Origin of the sequence: Paramagnetospirillum magnetotacticum MS-1, from assembly GCF_000829825.1 — a bacterium.
GTDB lineage: Bacteria > Pseudomonadota > Alphaproteobacteria > Rhodospirillales > Magnetospirillaceae > Phaeospirillum > Phaeospirillum magnetotacticum.
The window spans coordinates 471,705-487,050 of record NZ_JXSL01000027.1 but is presented as its reverse complement, the minus strand read 5'-3'; the positions used below and the strand labels follow the sequence as shown (position 1 = coordinate 487,050).

Genomic DNA, 15,346 nt, shown 5'->3' with positions numbered 1-15,346 from the left:
CCCTTATTTTGTCAGACGAAGGTTGACCGCCATGCCTGCTTACCGTTCCCGTACCTCGACCCACGGCCGCAACATGTCCGGCGCGCGCGGACTTTGGCGCGCCACTGGCATGACCGATGCCGATTTCGGCAAGCCCATCATCGCCATCGCCAATTCCTTTACCCAGTTCGTGCCCGGCCATGTGCACCTCAAGGATCTGGGCCAGATGGTGGCGCGCGAGATCGAGCAGGCGGGCGGCGTCGCCAAGGAATTCGACACCATTGCCATCGATGACGGCATCGCCATGGGCCATTCGGGCATGCTGTACTCGCTGCCTTCGCGCGAGCTGATCGCCGACAGCGTGGAATACATGGTCAACGCCCATTGCGCCGACGCCCTGGTCTGCATCTCCAATTGCGACAAGATCACGCCCGGCATGCTGATGGCGTCGCTTCGCCTCAACATCCCCACCATCTTCATTTCGGGCGGGCCCATGGAGGCGGGCAAGGTCACCTATAAGGGCGAGACCCATGCGGTGGATCTGATCGACGCCATGATCAAGGGCGCCGACAAGAATGTTTCCGACGAGGAGGCCCTGGCCTTCGAACGGGAAAGCTGCCCCACCTGCGGCTCGTGTTCAGGCATGTTCACCGCCAATTCCATGAACTGTCTGATCGAGGCCCTGGGCCTGGGCCTGCCCGGCAACGGCACGGTGGTCGCCACCCATGCCGACCGCAAGGAGCTGTTCCTGGAGGCCGGGCGGCGCATCGTCGATCTGGCCAAGCGCGCCTATGAAGGCGATGATTCCTCGGTTCTGCCGCGCTCCATCGCCAGTTTCCAGGCCTTCGAGAACGCCATGACGCTCGATATCGCCATGGGCGGCTCCACCAATACCGTGCTTCATCTTCTGGCGGCGGCACAGGAAGCGGGGGTGGCCTTCGGCATGAACGACATCGACCGTCTGTCGCGCCGCGTGCCCTGCCTGTGCAAGGTGGCCCCCAACGTGCCCGACGTCCATATCGAGGATGTGCACCGGGCGGGCGGCATCATGGGCATCCTGGGCCAGTTGGACCGGGGCGGGCTGATCAATCGCGATTGCGGCACCGTCCATTCCCGCACCATGGCCGAGGGTCTGGATAAGTGGGACATCGCGCGCTCCAACGATCCCAAGGTGCATGAGTTCTACAAGGCCGCCCCTGGCGGGGTGCGCACCACCGAGGCTTTCAGCCAGTCCAAGCGCTTTGCCGAAGTGGACAAGGACCGCGCCAAGGGCGTCATTCGTTCGGTTGACAGTGCCTTTTCCAAGGATGGCGGGCTGGCGGTGCTGTTCGGCAATCTGGCTTTGGACGGCTGCATCGTTAAGACGGCGGGCGTTGACGACAAGAACCTGACCTTCTCCGGTCCCGCCGTGATCTGTGAAAGCCAGGATGAGGCGGTGGCCAAGATCCTAGGCGGGCAGGTCAAATCCGGCGACGTGGTCATCGTGCGCTATGAAGGCCCGCGCGGCGGGCCGGGCATGCAGGAGATGCTTTATCCCACCAGCTATCTGAAGAGCATGGGCCTGGGTAAGGAATGTGCGCTGATCACAGATGGGCGTTTCTCGGGCGGCACATCGGGTCTGTCCATCGGCCACGTCTCGCCCGAGGCGGCGGAAGGCGGGGCCATCGGCCTGATCCAGGCGGGCGATATCATCGATATTCATATTCCTAATCGCAGCATTGCAATTCGGGTGTCCGATGCCGAATTGGAGAAGCGCAGGCAGGCCATGCAGGGCCGGGGCGCCAAGGCCTGGAAGCCGGTGGATCGCGACCGTCAGGTCTCGGCGGCGCTTAAGGCCTATGCCGCCATGACCACCAGCGCGGCCCGTGGCGCGGTCCGCGACGTCTCGCAACTGGACCGCTGAGAAGGAACAGGCCGATGGGGCTTACGTGGAGTGAACGGATGAGCGTCGGCGTGCCGCTGCTCGATTCCGACCACAAGACGCTCCTCGGCCTGATCAACCACCTGCAACGTTCCATCGGTGATGACGAGGAACACGCTGCCGTCGGCAGCGTGTTGCAGGCCCTGGAAGAGTACGCAGCCCATCACTTCGCCCGCGAAGAAGCGATGATGGATGCCTGCCGGTATCCGCTGCTAACGCGCCACCACGGAACCCATGCGCAGTTCACGGAAAAGGTTCTGGGCCTCAAATCCCGCTACGACCAGGACCAGACCGGCGTGCGGGCGCGGGAATGCCTGGCCTTTCTCAATTCCTGGCTGATCGATCATATCTGCACCACGGACATGAACTATCGGTCCTGGATGATCGGACATCCGGGAGCCGAGGCTGCTGCCCAGAAGGTGTCCATGACCGGGGCGGTGCAAAAAGGGGCGGACCTGGATTGGGCGCGGCTGCGCATCCTGCTGGTGGATGACAACGTCAATTTCCTGGAAATCCTGCGAACCATCCTGCAAAGCGTCGGCGTGACCAAGATTTCGGCAGCCCATGATCTGGAGGCGGCCAAGGCGGTGATTTCCCACGAACCGCTGGATATGTTGTTGTCCGACTGGCATGTGGGCCAGGAAAGCGGGCTGGATCTGGTCCGCTGGGTGCGGCGCGGCCCCCCCGATCAAGCCCGCCTGCCAGTGCTGGTCCTGTCGGGGCACGAGCGCATGGCCAATCGTGACCTTGCCCTTCTGGCCGGGGCGGACGAATTCATGGAAAAGCCCATCTCGGCCCGCAATCTGCTCCTGGGCGTGGCGCGGCTGGCGGGGAGAGCGGCATGAGCGTTCTGGTTCATGCCGACGGATCCGTGCCGGATTGCGTCCATCCCTTGCCCGATCTTCTCCAGCTTTCCACCGATCAGGTGCTGGACTCGTTTATCGCCAGCCAGCGTACCGATTTCACCCGCGTTATCGCTGAGGTGGCCGAGCCCGGTTCCGAACTGAACCGTATCTTCCGCCAGATGGACGGCGGCATGGTCGATGCGGCGCGCCTGGGCGAGATGTTCCTGGATCTTCACACCCATGTGATGGACCATCCGGTTTGGCGGCACCCCTTTTTCCGCAGGGTGTTCGAGGGCCGCATCACGCCGTCCCAGGTCAAGACCTTCGCCCTGCAATACTTCAATCAGATCAAGAACACCCGCCAGTGCGTCGCCCTGGCCATCGGCCGTTTCCACGGACTGGCGGCCACCGCGCGGGGCAGCGTGGGCGAGCGCCGTTCCGAGCTGACCCAGATCGCTCTGGCCCAATTGGTGGCCGATGAATATGGCGTGGGCAGCCACGGCCTCGACGATTACCCGGAACTGGGCCGCCTGCTGGCCGCCAAGACCCATATCGTCATGTACCGGCAGGTGTTCGAAGGATTGGGGATCGGGTTTGAGGATCAGGACGTTCCCATGCTGGCCGAAGTGGCCGACAATGTGCTGATCCAGCGTCTTGTCGCCGGTCACGGGGCGTTCAGCCCGCTGGAGGCCCTGGCCTCGGTGGGGCTTGGCATGGAATGGGGTGTGCCGGAATTCTTCAGTCTGCTGCTGGGTGGCCTGATCAAGGTCTCGGAACGCGACGGCCTGAACCTTACGCCCCATCATCTCGAAGTCTTCATCGCCCATGTGCGCTATGACGTGCTCCACGCCATCTCGGTGATGCTGGTCACCTCACTGCATATGGAGGGGGAGGGCGACATCGAACGGGTCAAGGGCGCCTGCAATATGCTGATGGCCGGGCGTTTCGCCATGATGAGCGGTCTTTACCGCCATGTGTTCGGCGAGGACTGCGCCTTGGCTGAGTTCGAGCCTCGCCACCGGGTCGCTGATGTCCGCATCAAGCTGGCTCTGCTGGAGGCCCGGCAAGGCATAGACCCCGCCCAGGTGGTGGGCGGCGAGGCCTATAGCTGCAGCACCGCGACGCCGTTTTAAGCAACACATCTTGGTGGGCTGCCGCCCACACCCGCCTGGGGCTCATGCCCCAGACCCCCTTAGATTTTATGAGTAGATGAACTGGGGTTTCAGGGCTGGTCCCCTGATCGGGTTGGGGCGGAAGCCCCATCACGAAGTGATATCAACTCAGCTCGATCCACACCGGCGTATGGTCCGAGGCCTTTTCCTTACCCCTGGGGGCCCTGTCGATATCGCAAGCTTGCAGATGGTCGGCGGCCCGGGGCGACAGAAGGAAGTGGTCGATGCGCAGGCCTTCGTCCCTCTGCCATGCGCCCGCCTGATAATCCCAGAAGGAATAACGGCCCTTTTCCTCTGGATGCAGTGCCCGGAACGCCTCCGTCAGCCCAAGGTTGACGATGGCGCGGAAGGCGGCGCGGCTGTCGGGGCGGCACAGCGCGTCATTTTGCCAGTTGGGCGGATCATAGACATCGTCGTCGGTGGGGCAAATATTGAAATCGCCGCCCAGGACGAAGGGGATATCCTGGGTAAGAAGGCTCTGGGCATGAGCTCTTAGGCGCGCCATCCAGGCCAGCTTGTAGTCATATTTGTCGCCCGGCGCCGGATTGCCGTTGGGCAGGTAAAGGGAGGCGAGGCGCCAGCCTTCGATCGTCGCCTCAATATAGCGGGCCTGCTCGTCGCTCTCGTCACCGGGCAGGCGGAGGCTGATATCGCTCATGGCGTGGCGCGATAAGATGGCGACGCCGTTATAGCTCTTCTGCCCGTGAACGGCGGTTTGATAACCGGCTGCCTCGATTTCGAGGCGGGGAAAATCGTGGTCCTGGCACTTGATCTCCTGCAACAACACCACATCGGGCGCGAAACTGCCCAGCCAATCGAGAACATTGCCCAGGCGGGCCCGCACCGAATTGACGTTCCAGGTGGCGATGCGCAGGCCCATATCTTGTTTCGCTCCGCAAGAGGTGTATGACCCACGAGGATACAGGACGGGGCGGTTTCGGCAAGGAAACCCCGGCATTAACCCGACGGCAAGGCGCGGGGAATACTCTGGGCGTGTATGACTGGCGAGGTGTTGCGTGATGGCTGTATCGAGGCTTTGGCTGCTGGTTCCGGTGTTGCTGGCCTTCGCCTCATCCGCCTTCGCCCAGGCCTGCCCGCCCGCCGGGGCCTTTGTTCCCCAGCGAATCGTGACCTTTTCCACCTGGATGGCCGAGCCCACCTATAGCAGCGAGCAGGCCCGCGCCCGCATCACCGCCCTGTCGGGATTGACCCGGCCGGATTCCAAGGACTTCACCACCGGATTGACCCGGACCTCGACCAATCTGGAATTGCGGGTCCAGGGCTGGCAGATCGATCTGGGGCAGGGGCGGCGCTGCATGGGGCTGGCCCGTGTCGAGGCCGTGTGGAAGATCACCGAGATCAAGGTGGATATCGCCAGGGAGTATCCGCCCGGCGGCTGCCAGTACCGGGTGATCCGTACCCATGAGGACGAGCATGTGGCCATCAGCCGCGATGCCTTCCGCCATTGGACGCCCCAGGCGGAGATCGTTCTGCGTAACGCCGCGGCCCAAATTCCGCCGCGCATCACCACTTCAAGCCCGGATGTGGTGACGGGCGAATTCAAGGACCGCCTGACGGCGGCCCTGAAGCCCACCTTCGAGGCCTATGCCAACGAGTTGAGGCTTCGCAACGCGGCCATCGACACGCCGGGCAATTACCGGCGCGTCAACGGCCTGTGTCCAAGTTGGTGAACTACACCGAAAACGAACTGCCGCAGCCGCAGGTGGAGGTAGCGTTGGGATTCTTGACCTGGAAGGACGAGCCGGAAAGGTCTTCGACGAAATCCACCACCGAGCCGTCCAGCATGTCCAAAGAGGTCTGGTCCACCACCACGGTGATGCCGTACTCGTTGAACAGACGGTCGTCGTCATTGACCTGATCATCCAGGGAAATGCCGTAGGAAAAGCCGGAACAGCCGCCGCCCGAGACGCCCAGGCGCAGCATCATATTGGGCTTGCCCTCCATCTTGATCAGGGTCTGGACGCGCTCGGCGGCGCTTTCGGTGACGGTGACGCGCGCGGCGTAATTGTGTTCGACCTCGGCCATCTTGTCCTCTGCGGCAAGGATTGGAATTGTTCGAAGGGTAGCACTTTGCCCACCCTGGAGGGAAGCATCCTTCCCGCAATTTAGGTATTCTGATACCGAATTCAAGTCATGCTTCGTAGGTTGCGCATATGAGGGAGGGCTTATAGTGTCAATGTGGTGGAATGATTCCATCTTATTGGGGGCGACCCGTTTTGGTTCTTGAAGTGCAAAGCCTGCTGGTGGCGGTCGCCGTGGCGACCACCTGCTGCGCCATCGCCAGGATCATTTTGTACAAGCTCCATCCCGGAATGGATGGCCTGGGGCATTGGGCCTGGGCCAGCGTGGTCGGGGCGCTGAGCTTTGCCGTGGCGGGGACCGGCGCGGGCATGTCCGGCGACACCTCCCTGTCCGTGGCCCATGGGCTGGTCATTCTGGGATTCTGTCTGGTCTGGGATGGATTTCGCCGCTTCCTTGGGCGTAAGCCCTTCGCACCTCGTGTCTATGTCGGCCTGGGAGGTGTGGCCCTGGCCCTGATCCTCTACTCCCATTTGCAAGGCTCGCTTCATGTTCGGGCTGCTGCCAACTCCTTGGCTATTTGCGCCATTTCGGCGGGGGTCGCCAGGGAATTGCTGTGGCGCGCGCCGCCCAAACAACTGGCCATGCGACTGGCGGGGTGGGTGTATTTCCTGAACGCGGCCTTCTTTGCATTGCGCGGCGTGTCCGTGGGATTGGATCTGGAATTCATGGGGGGGCGGCTGTCCTACGGCATCACCGCCTTGGCCACCTTATGGTGGCTGTGTGTCACCATCTCGGTGACGTTGTGCATGGTGCTGATGGCGGGTGAGCGCCTGCAGGAAGAGCTGAACCATCAGGCCAGCCGCGATCCCTTGACCGGGGCCTTGAACCGGCGGGCTTTTTCCGGGCTGGCCGAAAAGGAACTGGCGCGGGCGCGGCGCAGCGGTTTGCCCTTGTCCGTGCTGATGATGGACCTGGACCACTTCAAGCAGGTCAACGACCGTCTGGGCCATGGTGGCGGCGACGACGCCCTTTGTCTGTTCGTCGCCCTGGCTGGGCGGTTGCTGCGCACCGAGGATCTGTTCTGCCGCTTCGGGGGCGAGGAATTCCTGGCCCTGCTGCCGGGCAGCACAGCCGTTCAGTCCCTGGTGGTGGCCGAGCGCCTGCGGACCATCTTTACCGAGGAGGCGGGGCAGGACGTGCCGGGCGCGGCAAGCCTTCCCTTCGCCATGACGGTTAGCGTCGGCATCGCCCAACTGGCTGAAGACGATGGCCTGGAGGAGATCATCCGGCGCGCCGACGCCGCTTTGTACCGGGCCAAGGATTTGGGACGCAACCGCTGCGAACTGGCCGGGGGATAGTTGCGTTCGCGGGGCTTGGGCGGTAGTGTCCCGGTCATGACCGAATCCCGTTCCCATACCCTGGCGCCCTATGCCTGTCGGCCCGAGGACTCTCGCGGGCGTTTGCATGACGAGGCCGACAGCCCGACCCGCTCGCCGTTCCAGCGCGACCGCGACCGCATCATCCATTCCGCCGCCTTCCGCCGTCTGCAATACAAGACCCAGGTCTTCGTCTATCACGAAGGCGACAATTTCAGGACGCGGCTGACCCATTCGCTGGAAGTGTCGCAGATAGCGCGCTCCATCGCCCGTGTGCTGGGTCTGGACGAGGATCTGGCCGAGGCCCTGGCGCTGGCCCACGATCTGGGCCACACGCCCTTCGGCCATGCGGGCGAGGACGCGTTGCAAGAGGTCCTGGCCCAGTATGGCGGCTTCGACCACAACGCCCAAAGCTTGCGCATCGTCACCAAGCTGGAACGCCGCTATGTGGAGTTCGAAGGCCTCAACCTCACCTGGGAGACCCTGGAGGGGCTGGTCAAGCATAACGGCCCGCTGACCGGGCCGCTTGCGGTCAAGCCCGACCGGGTGCTGCCCGGCGCCATCGCCGAATACGCCCAGCTTCACGATCTGCGTCTGGATAGCTTCGCTGGCATGGAAGCCCAGATTGCGGCGCTGTCCGACGATATCGCCTATAACAACCATGATATCGACGACGGATTGCGGGCCGGGCTGTTCACCATCAAGGACCTGGCCGACGTGCCCCTGGTCGGGCCGCTGTTCCACAAGGTGGCCAAACAGTATCCCGATGCCGAGCCTTCGCTTCATATCCATGAGGTGGTGCGCCGCATGATCGGCATCATGATCCTCGACCTGACCGAGGAGACGCGGCGCCGTGTCGCCGAGTTCAAGCCGCAAAGCGCCGACGATGTGCGCGGCCTGGGCCGTCCGCTGGCCGCCTTTTCTGACGAGATGCGTGCCAATGACGCGGCTCTGCGCCAGTTCCTGTTTACCAACATGTACCGCCACTTCAGCGTCAACCGCATGACCAGCAAGGGCAGGCGGGTGGTGAAGGACCTGTTCAACCTGCTTTTTGCCGAGCCTGAATGCCTGCCGCCCGAATGGCGGCGTCTGGCCGATGGCAAGGGCACCGCCAAGACCGCCCGCGTGGTGGCCGATTACATCGCTGGCATGACCGATCGCTTTGCCCTCGACGAGCATCGCCGGCTGTTCGACCTGCAAGAGAAGCCTTGAGAAAAATGAATCTGTTCAAATACTTCCGCGAAGAAATCATCAAGTCGGTCGAGGCGATCATTCCCGGTCTCGATACCTCCAAGGTGACGGCCGAGCCGCCGCGCGAGACTGCCCACGGCGATGTGGCCACCAATGCCGCCATGGTGCTGACCAAGGCGGCGGGCATGAAACCCCGCGATCTGGCCGAGAAGATCGCCGAACGTCTTCGCGCCCATCCGGCGGTGACCGAGGTGGAGGTGGCCGGTCCCGGCTTCATCAATCTGCGTCTTGCCGATTCCTTCTGGTACGAACGTCTGGCCGAAGTGTTGGCCGCCGGGGTGACTTACGGCCAGTCGGAGATGGGCAAGGGCCACAAGGTCAACGTGGAATACGTCTCGGCCAATCCCACCGGTCCCATGCATATCGGTCACGCCCGTGGCGCCGTGTTCGGCGACGCCTTGGCCTCGCTGCTGGTCAAGGCGGGCTATGACGTGACGCGGGAGTATTACGTCAACGATGCCGGGTCCCAGGTGGACGTCCTGGCCCGTTCGGCATTCCTGCGCTACCGCGAAGCCTTGGGCGAGGAGATCGGCGAAATCCCCGAGGGCCTCTATCCCGGCGAATATCTCAAGCCCGCGGGCCAGGCCCTGGCGAAAAAACACGGCCCGGCCTTGAAGGACAAGTCCGAAGAAGAGTGGCTGCCCGAACTGCGGAGCTTTGCCGTCGATGCCATGCTGGACATGATCAAGGACGATCTGGCCGGTCTGGGAGTGCGTCACGACGTCTTCGTCTCCGAACGCGGTCTGGTCGAAGGCGGCAAGGTCCAGGAGTCCCTCGACTATCTGAATTCCCAGGGCCTGATCTACGAAGGTGTCCTCGAGCCCCCCAAGGGCAAGCTGCCCGATGATTGGGAGGCGCGGCCGCAGACCCTGTTCAAGGCGACAGGATTCGGCGATGACGTGGACCGTCCCTTGAAGAAGTCGGACGGATCCTGGACCTATTTCGCCTCCGACATCGCCTATCACCAGGACAAGTACCGGCGCGGATTCGCCTCCATGATCGACGTGTGGGGCGCCGATCACGGCGGCTATGTCAAACGCATGCAGGCCGCGGTCAAGGCGGTGAGCCAGGGCGGCGGCGATCTCGACGTCAAGCTCTGCCAGATGGTCAATCTGTTGAAGGGCGGCCAGCCCTACAAGATGAGCAAGCGGGCGGGCACCTTCGTCACGCTGCGCGATCTTGTCGAGGCGGTGGGCAAGGACGTGGTCCGCTTCATCATGCTGACCCGCAAGAACGACGCCCATCTGGACTTTGACCTTGATAAGGTTCTCGAGCAAAGCCGCGACAATCCGGTGTTCTATGTCCAGTACGCCCATGCCCGCTGCCACTCGGTGATGCGCCATGCCGCTGGCATGTGGCCCGAATCCGTGGGCCATACTCCCGGCGTGGATGTGCTGGCCCGCTTGACCGACCCGGCCGAGCTTGGTTTGATCAGGCTGTTGGCCGGATGGCCGCGCCAGGTGGAAAGCGCGGCCGAGGCCCACGAGCCGCACCGTGTCGCGTTCTACCTTTATGAATTGGCTGCCGCCTTCCATGGGCTGTGGAACAAGGGCAAGGACGACACCAGCCTGCGGTTCTTGATCGAGGGTGACCGCGAAGTGTCCTTGGCCCGTCTGGGCCTGCTGCGCGCGGTGGTGGGAGTGATCGCCTCGGGGCTTGGCATCTTCGGTGTCACTCCCGTGGAAGAGATGCGGTAATTCCGTCGACCGATCCTTAATCGGACGACGGCAAGGGCCGGTCGGCTTTGCCGACAACGTTATTTAATTCGCGCCTAGGCGCGGGCGCCCGCCGCGGCTTATGCCGCGAGAGCCAAGCGCGAGCGCCCGGCGATTGAGGGGCTTACGGCAAGGCGATATATTGCCTTGCCGGTATTTAAGAGGGGAGAGTCTCCGACATGGCCAAAAGCCCTGGCGATGATTACGAGCGTGATCTGCTGGATATTATTCCCGAGCGCTATAACGACGCCGATGCGGATTCCCGTCAGGCCCGTGCCGGGCATCGCCTGCGCAGTTGGGTGCTGATCGGCGGCGCCGTCATCGCCGTGGGTGCCATCGTTGCCGCAGGCCTGCATTTCGTCGGTGGCCGCAAAGGCGGCGGATTGGGCGTGCCGGTGATCAAGGCCGACGACCGGCCCATCAAGACCCGCCCCGATGATCGCGGCGGCATGCAGGTGCCCAACCAGGACAAGCTGGTCTACGAGCGCATGGATTCGGCCGGAGACAGCGAACCCAAGGTGGAGCGCCTGATGCCGCAGCCCGAAGCAGCCAAGGCGCCGCCCAAGACCATTTCCGTACCGCCGCTCTCGGCCGAGCCGCCGCCCGCTCCCGTGGCGCAACGCACTGCCCCCATTCCGCCCAAGGCGGGCGAACCGCCAATGCCGAAGATTGCGCCCACGGCCAAGGTGGCGGCCCAGCCCATGGAATCCGCCGCCATTCCGCCCGCCGCCGCTCCGCTTCCCCCGGCCTATCAGCCGGTTCAGGAACGCGCCCCGGCGCCCGTGGCCCAGCAGCCCGAGCATATGGCGCCCGCCGTGGTGGCCCAGGCTCCCCGCGTGGCTCCGCCGCCGCCCGCTCCGGCGCCTGCCGTGACGGCCAAGGCTCCGGCCTCGGGGGAATTCGTGGTGCAGTTGGGCGCGGTGCGCGCCGCCGATCAGGCCGACAAGGAATGGGCCCGCATCCAGAAGGCCAATGCCGATCTGCTGGGCGCGCTCAAATCCGACATCGTCCGTGTGGAACTGGAAGGTAAGGGCACGTTCTGGCGGGTGCGCGCCGCGCCCCTGTCCGAGCAGGCCGCCCGCCAGCTTTGCGCCGAGCTCACCGCCCGTTCCCAGGGGTGCATCGTTGCCCGCCGTTAACGCCGCCATCTTCGGCTGTTCCGGCCTGGTCCTGACCCAGGCGGAACGCGACTTCTTCCAACGGGTCAATCCGCTGGGCTTCATTCTGTTCGCCCGCAATGTGGACGACCCCGCTCAGGTCAAGGCGCTGGTTGCCTCGTTGCGCGAGAGCGTGGGCCGCGCCGATGCGCCCGTCCTGATCGATCAGGAGGGGGGCAGGGTGCAGCGCCTAAGGCCGCCCCATTGGCGCAAGGCGCCTGCGGGCGAGCCCTTCGCCGCCCTGGCCCAGCGCGATCTCGAGGCCGCCAAGGAGGCGCTTCGCCTCAATTACCGGCTGATCGGGGCCGAACTGGCCGATCTGGGTATCGACGTGGATTGCGCCCCCGTTCTGGACGTGCCCATTCCCGGTGCCCATGACGTCATCGGCGACCGCGCCTTTGGCCGCACCGCCCAGTCGGTGATTTCCCTGGCGGGCGAGGTGATCGACGGCTTGCTGGACGAGGGCGTTCTGCCGGTCATAAAGCACATTCCCGGTCACGGCCGCGCCATGGTGGACAGCCATCTCGACCTGCCGGTGGTGGAGACCGCCCTGGCCGAGCTGGAGGTCCAGGATTTCCCGCCGTTCCACGCCTTTCGCCATGCCCCCTGGGCCATGACCGCCCATGTGGTCTATGCCGCCCTTGACGCGGCGCATCCCGCCACCACCTCCAGACTGGTGATCGACAGGGTGATCCGGGGCGCCATCGGTTTTGATGGGCTCTTGATCTCCGATGATCTGTCCATGAAGGCGCTGGGCGGGACGTTCGAGGACCGCACCCGCGCCAGTCTTGAGGCGGGCTGCGACGTGGTGCTTCACTGCAACGGGGACATGGCCGAGATGACCGCCATCGCTTCGGAACTGCGCCCGTTAAGCGCCGCCGCCGAGATTCGGGTGGCCCATGGTCTGGCGCAAAAACGCCCGCGGCAGCCCTTTGACCGCAAGGCCGCCGAGGAGCGGGTGAAGACCCTGCTCGGGCCATCGTCATGATGGGCGATCTGGGTGGTCTGCTGTTCGGCATCACCATCTGGGCGATTCCGCTGATTTTCGCCGTGACCCTGCACGAGGCGGCCCACGGCTATGCCGCCCATGCCTGTGGTGATGATACGGCCTATCGCCTGGGCCGCATCTCGCTCAATCCCCTGCGCCATATCGACCCGTTCGGCACCATCATCCTGCCCGGCCTGCTCTTGGCCATGGGGGGCGTGATGTTCGGCTGGGCTAAGCCGGTTCCGGTCAATTTCAGCCGTCTGCGCCATCCCCGCCGCGACATGGTGATCGTGGCCGCCGCCGGACCGGCCATGAATATGGGCCTGGCCATCCTGGCCATACTGGCGGTGCATCTGGTCCCGGTGGTGCCCGAAGCCATGCGCAGCTGGTTTTTCCTCAATCTGGAAAACGCCATATTCTTCAATCTGCTGCTGGCGGTGTTCAACATGATTCCCCTGCCGCCCCTGGATGGGGGCAGGGTGGCGGTGGGTATTCTGCCCCGGCCCCTGGCCTGGCGTCTGGCCCGCATGGAAAAGGCGGGAATGCTGATCCTCATCGCCGCCCTGTTCCTGTTCCCGCTGTTGGGCAATCAGTTCGGCGTGGATCTGGACGTGTTCCTCTGGCTGGTCCAAGGTCCCGTGGACACCATCGGCAACGCCCTGGTCAGGATGCTGGGTCCGTGAGTGGGGCTCTGCCCTTCACCTTCGAGGACGACCAGGATCGCCCCGGACGTGCCCCCGCCGAACGCCTGCTGCTCGATCTTGATGGCTGGGAAGGCCCTCTTGACGTTCTGTTACAGTTGGCGCGAGACCAGAAGGTGGATCTGGCCAAGATCTCGATTCTGAAGTTAGCCGATCAATACCTTGATTTCGTTAGAAAAGTCGGGCGCGAACAGATCGACCTCGCCGCCGAATATCTGGTGATGGCCGCGTGGCTGGCCTATCTCAAATCGCGGTTGCTGCTGCCCGAGCCCGAACCCGAACCGGGCGAGGAATTATCGCCCGCCGAGATGGCCGCCGCCCTGGCCTTCCGGCTGCAGCGGCTGGAAGCCATGCAGAAATCCGGTGCGGCGCTGTTTGCGCGTCGCCTGCTGAACCGCGACGTCTTCGCCCGAGGCGCGCCCGAGGATATGGAGGTGGTCAGCCGTTCCATCTTCGATCTCGATCTCTATGACCTGTTGAAGGCCTATGCCGATCATGTGGTGCGCAATTCTGTGCGCACCCTGACCGTGGAAGCACCCGATCTGTGGTCGGTGGAGAACGCCCTGGCGCGTCTGGAAGCCATGCTGGGCATCGGCGGCTTGCCCGACTGGTCGGTGCTGATGGCCTATCTGCCTGCCATCGAGGGCGATTCGCTCAAGATGAAGTCGGCCATGGCGTCCACTTTCGTGGCCGCGCTGGAACTGGCCAAGCAGGGCAAGTTGGTGTTGCGCCAGGACGGCGCCGCCTATTCGCCCATCTATATCCGTGCCGGGCTGGGCGAGGGGAGGGAAGAGTGAGTTGTGATCCGCAACATTTGCGCATCGTCGAGGCGCTGATCTTCGCCTCGGCCGAGCCGGTGCCGGAACGGGCCATGGCCGAGCGCCTGCCCGAGGGCACGGACATTGCCGGACTGTTGGCGGAACTGGAAACCCATTACGCGGCACGCGGCTTCAATCTGGTGCGGCGTGGCGACGGCTGGGCCTTTCGCACCAGTGCCGATCTGGCCGAATCCCTCAAGGTGGAGCGTTCCCAGGAGCGCAAGCTGTCGCGCGCCGCCGTCGAGACCCTGGCCATCATCGCCTATCACCAGCCGGTGACCCGCGCCGAGATCGAGGAGGTGCGCGGCGTGGCCCTGTCCAAGGGCACCATGGACATCTTGTTCTCGGCGGGCTGGATTCGGCCCAAGGGACGGCGCCGCACACCAGGCAGGCCGCTGACCTGGGCGACCACCGACGGCTTTCTCGACCATTTCGGCCTGGAATCCCTGTCCGACTTGCCTGGCGTCAAGGAATTGGAAGCTGCGGGCCTGCTGGATTCCAGGGCCGCCGCTGGCGCCTATGGCAATCGCGCGGCGGAAGACACCCGTCTGGTGGACATGGCCGAGGAGGACGAGCCTCAGCTGGAGCTGCTCGACGACGAAACCCTGTTGGGCATCGGGGAGTAGGCCCCTCCTGGGCATTGCGGTGTCGCTTTTCTTTTGCGATGATCCGCCTCCGCCCCGAAACGGTGCGGATGGCGAGGACAGGGAGTGTTTGGGCATGGGTAGCATGAGTATCGGTCATTGGCTCATCGTTCTGGTCATCGTGCTGCTGCTGTTCGGTGCCAACAAGATCCCCAAGCTGATGGGCGACATGGCCAAGGGCGTGAAGGCCTTCAAGCACGGCCTGAAGGATGAGGACGAGGCGCAGGCCGCCCCCGCTCAGGCCGCCGCCCAGCCCCAGGTCACGGAAGCCCAAGCCGCCAAGCCGGCCGCCGCGCCCGATTCCGCTCCCAAGGTCTAAGGCCCGATGTTCGACATCGGCTGGGACGAGATGGCGCTGATCGCCGTGGTCAGCCTGATCGTCATCGGACCCAAGGATCTGCCCGTGGTTCTGCGCCAGATGGGGCGTTGGACCCGCAAGGCGCGCGAAATGGCGTCCGAGTTCCATCGCGGCATGGACGACATGGTGCGCGAATCCGAACTGGACGAGCTGAAGAAGCAAGTTACCAAGGCCACCGACGTCAATCTGCTGCGCCAGGAGGTGGACAAGGCCATCGACCCCACCGGCGAGATGGCCAAGGCCATGGAGCTTCCCGCCCTGGACGTGAACGCCGCCCATGAGGTTGCGCCGCCCGCCCTGGCCGCGATCCCAGAGCCCACACCAGACGAGATCAAGCCCGCCGAGACGCCCGCCCGGCCGCCGGAACCTTGAACGAGG

The 15,346-nt window shown here is 64.1% G+C and carries 16 protein-coding genes; 14 read left to right on the top strand and 2 right to left on the bottom strand.

Annotated elements, in window-relative coordinates; genetic code table 11:
• Positions 1–31 precede the first annotated feature (31 nt).
• From ilvD to CCC_RS10960, 3 genes are read left to right on the top strand one after another with little or no spacing between them, the layout of a single operon-like run.
• On the top strand, positions 32–1,882 hold the full coding sequence (ilvD, locus tag CCC_RS10970; RefSeq protein WP_041041267.1) for a dihydroxy-acid dehydratase: 1,851 nt from the start codon (positions 32–34) through the stop codon (positions 1,880–1,882).
• A gap of 14 nt (positions 1,883–1,896) precedes the next feature.
• The gene (locus CCC_RS10965; protein WP_082036590.1) at positions 1,897–2,745 is read left to right on the top strand and encodes a bacteriohemerythrin; all 849 of its coding nucleotides are present in this window, start codon (positions 1,897–1,899) and stop codon (positions 2,743–2,745) included.
• The gene (locus CCC_RS10960) at positions 2,742–3,878 is read left to right on the top strand and encodes a heme oxygenase-like domain-containing protein (RefSeq protein ID WP_009868794.1); all 1,137 of its coding nucleotides are present in this window, start codon (positions 2,742–2,744) and stop codon (positions 3,876–3,878) included. Before CCC_RS10965 ends, CCC_RS10960 begins: the two co-directional genes overlap by 4 nt.
• A 142-nt stretch (positions 3,879–4,020) precedes the next feature.
• Here the strand turns inward: CCC_RS10960 and xth are convergent, their stop codons facing one another.
• On the bottom strand, positions 4,021–4,797 hold the full coding sequence (xth, locus tag CCC_RS10955; protein ID WP_009868793.1) for an exodeoxyribonuclease III: 777 nt from the start codon (positions 4,795–4,797) through the stop codon (positions 4,021–4,023).
• A 139-nt stretch (positions 4,798–4,936) separates the two neighbouring features.
• Between xth and CCC_RS10950 the strand changes: the two genes are divergently transcribed.
• A complete protein-coding gene (locus CCC_RS10950; RefSeq protein ID WP_152619758.1) occupies positions 4,937–5,608 on the top strand; it encodes a hypothetical protein in 672 nt (223 codons plus the stop codon).
• 1 nt (position 5,609) lies between these two features.
• On the opposite strand, the gene erpA is transcribed toward CCC_RS10950, so the two are convergent.
• A complete protein-coding gene (gene erpA, locus CCC_RS10945; RefSeq protein WP_009868791.1) occupies positions 5,610–5,963 on the bottom strand; it encodes an iron-sulfur cluster insertion protein ErpA in 354 nt (117 codons plus the stop codon).
• Positions 5,964–6,154: 191 nt separating this feature from the next.
• Here erpA and CCC_RS21195 point away from each other — a divergent pair, with 191 nt between their 5' ends.
• From CCC_RS21195 to tatB, 10 genes are all read left to right on the top strand, one after another.
• Complete coding sequence (locus CCC_RS21195; RefSeq protein WP_052473105.1) at positions 6,155–7,318, top strand: GGDEF domain-containing protein; 1,164 nt, start codon at positions 6,155–6,157, stop codon at positions 7,316–7,318.
• A 36-nt stretch (positions 7,319–7,354) separates the two neighbouring features.
• Complete coding sequence (locus CCC_RS10935) at positions 7,355–8,548, top strand: deoxyguanosinetriphosphate triphosphohydrolase (protein ID WP_009868789.1); 1,194 nt, start codon at positions 7,355–7,357, stop codon at positions 8,546–8,548.
• A gap of 5 nt (positions 8,549–8,553) precedes the next feature.
• Positions 8,554–10,284 carry an arginine--tRNA ligase gene (gene argS / locus CCC_RS10930; RefSeq protein WP_009868788.1) on the top strand — a complete coding sequence of 577 codons (1,731 nt, stop codon included), beginning with the start codon at positions 8,554–8,556 and terminating at the stop codon, positions 10,282–10,284.
• Positions 10,285–10,481: 197 nt separating this feature from the next.
• Positions 10,482–11,441, top strand: a complete 960-nt coding sequence (locus tag CCC_RS22800; protein WP_009868787.1) for an SPOR domain-containing protein — start codon at positions 10,482–10,484, stop codon at positions 11,439–11,441.
• Positions 11,428–12,447, top strand: coding sequence for a beta-N-acetylhexosaminidase (gene nagZ / locus CCC_RS10920; RefSeq protein ID WP_041041263.1), 1,020 nt, complete (start codon positions 11,428–11,430; stop codon positions 12,445–12,447). Before CCC_RS22800 ends, nagZ begins: the two co-directional genes overlap by 14 nt.
• Complete coding sequence (locus CCC_RS10915; RefSeq protein WP_041041261.1) at positions 12,444–13,130, top strand: site-2 protease family protein; 687 nt, start codon at positions 12,444–12,446, stop codon at positions 13,128–13,130. Before nagZ ends, CCC_RS10915 begins: the two co-directional genes overlap by 4 nt.
• A complete protein-coding gene (locus CCC_RS10910) occupies positions 13,127–13,945 on the top strand; it encodes a segregation and condensation protein A (protein WP_009868783.1) in 819 nt (272 codons plus the stop codon). Before CCC_RS10915 ends, CCC_RS10910 begins: the two co-directional genes overlap by 4 nt.
• Positions 13,942–14,592 carry an SMC-Scp complex subunit ScpB gene (scpB, locus tag CCC_RS10905; RefSeq protein ID WP_041041259.1) on the top strand — a complete coding sequence of 217 codons (651 nt, stop codon included), beginning with the start codon at positions 13,942–13,944 and terminating at the stop codon, positions 14,590–14,592. The genes CCC_RS10910 and scpB overlap by 4 nt, the downstream gene beginning before the upstream one ends.
• A 94-nt stretch (positions 14,593–14,686) precedes the next feature.
• Positions 14,687–14,929, top strand: a complete 243-nt coding sequence (locus CCC_RS10900; RefSeq protein ID WP_041041257.1) for a twin-arginine translocase TatA/TatE family subunit — start codon at positions 14,687–14,689, stop codon at positions 14,927–14,929.
• A gap of 6 nt (positions 14,930–14,935) precedes the next feature.
• Entirely contained in the window at positions 14,936–15,340 is a 405-nt protein-coding gene (gene tatB / locus CCC_RS10895) for a Sec-independent protein translocase protein TatB (protein WP_009868725.1), read from the top strand.
• Positions 15,341–15,346 lie beyond the last annotated feature (6 nt).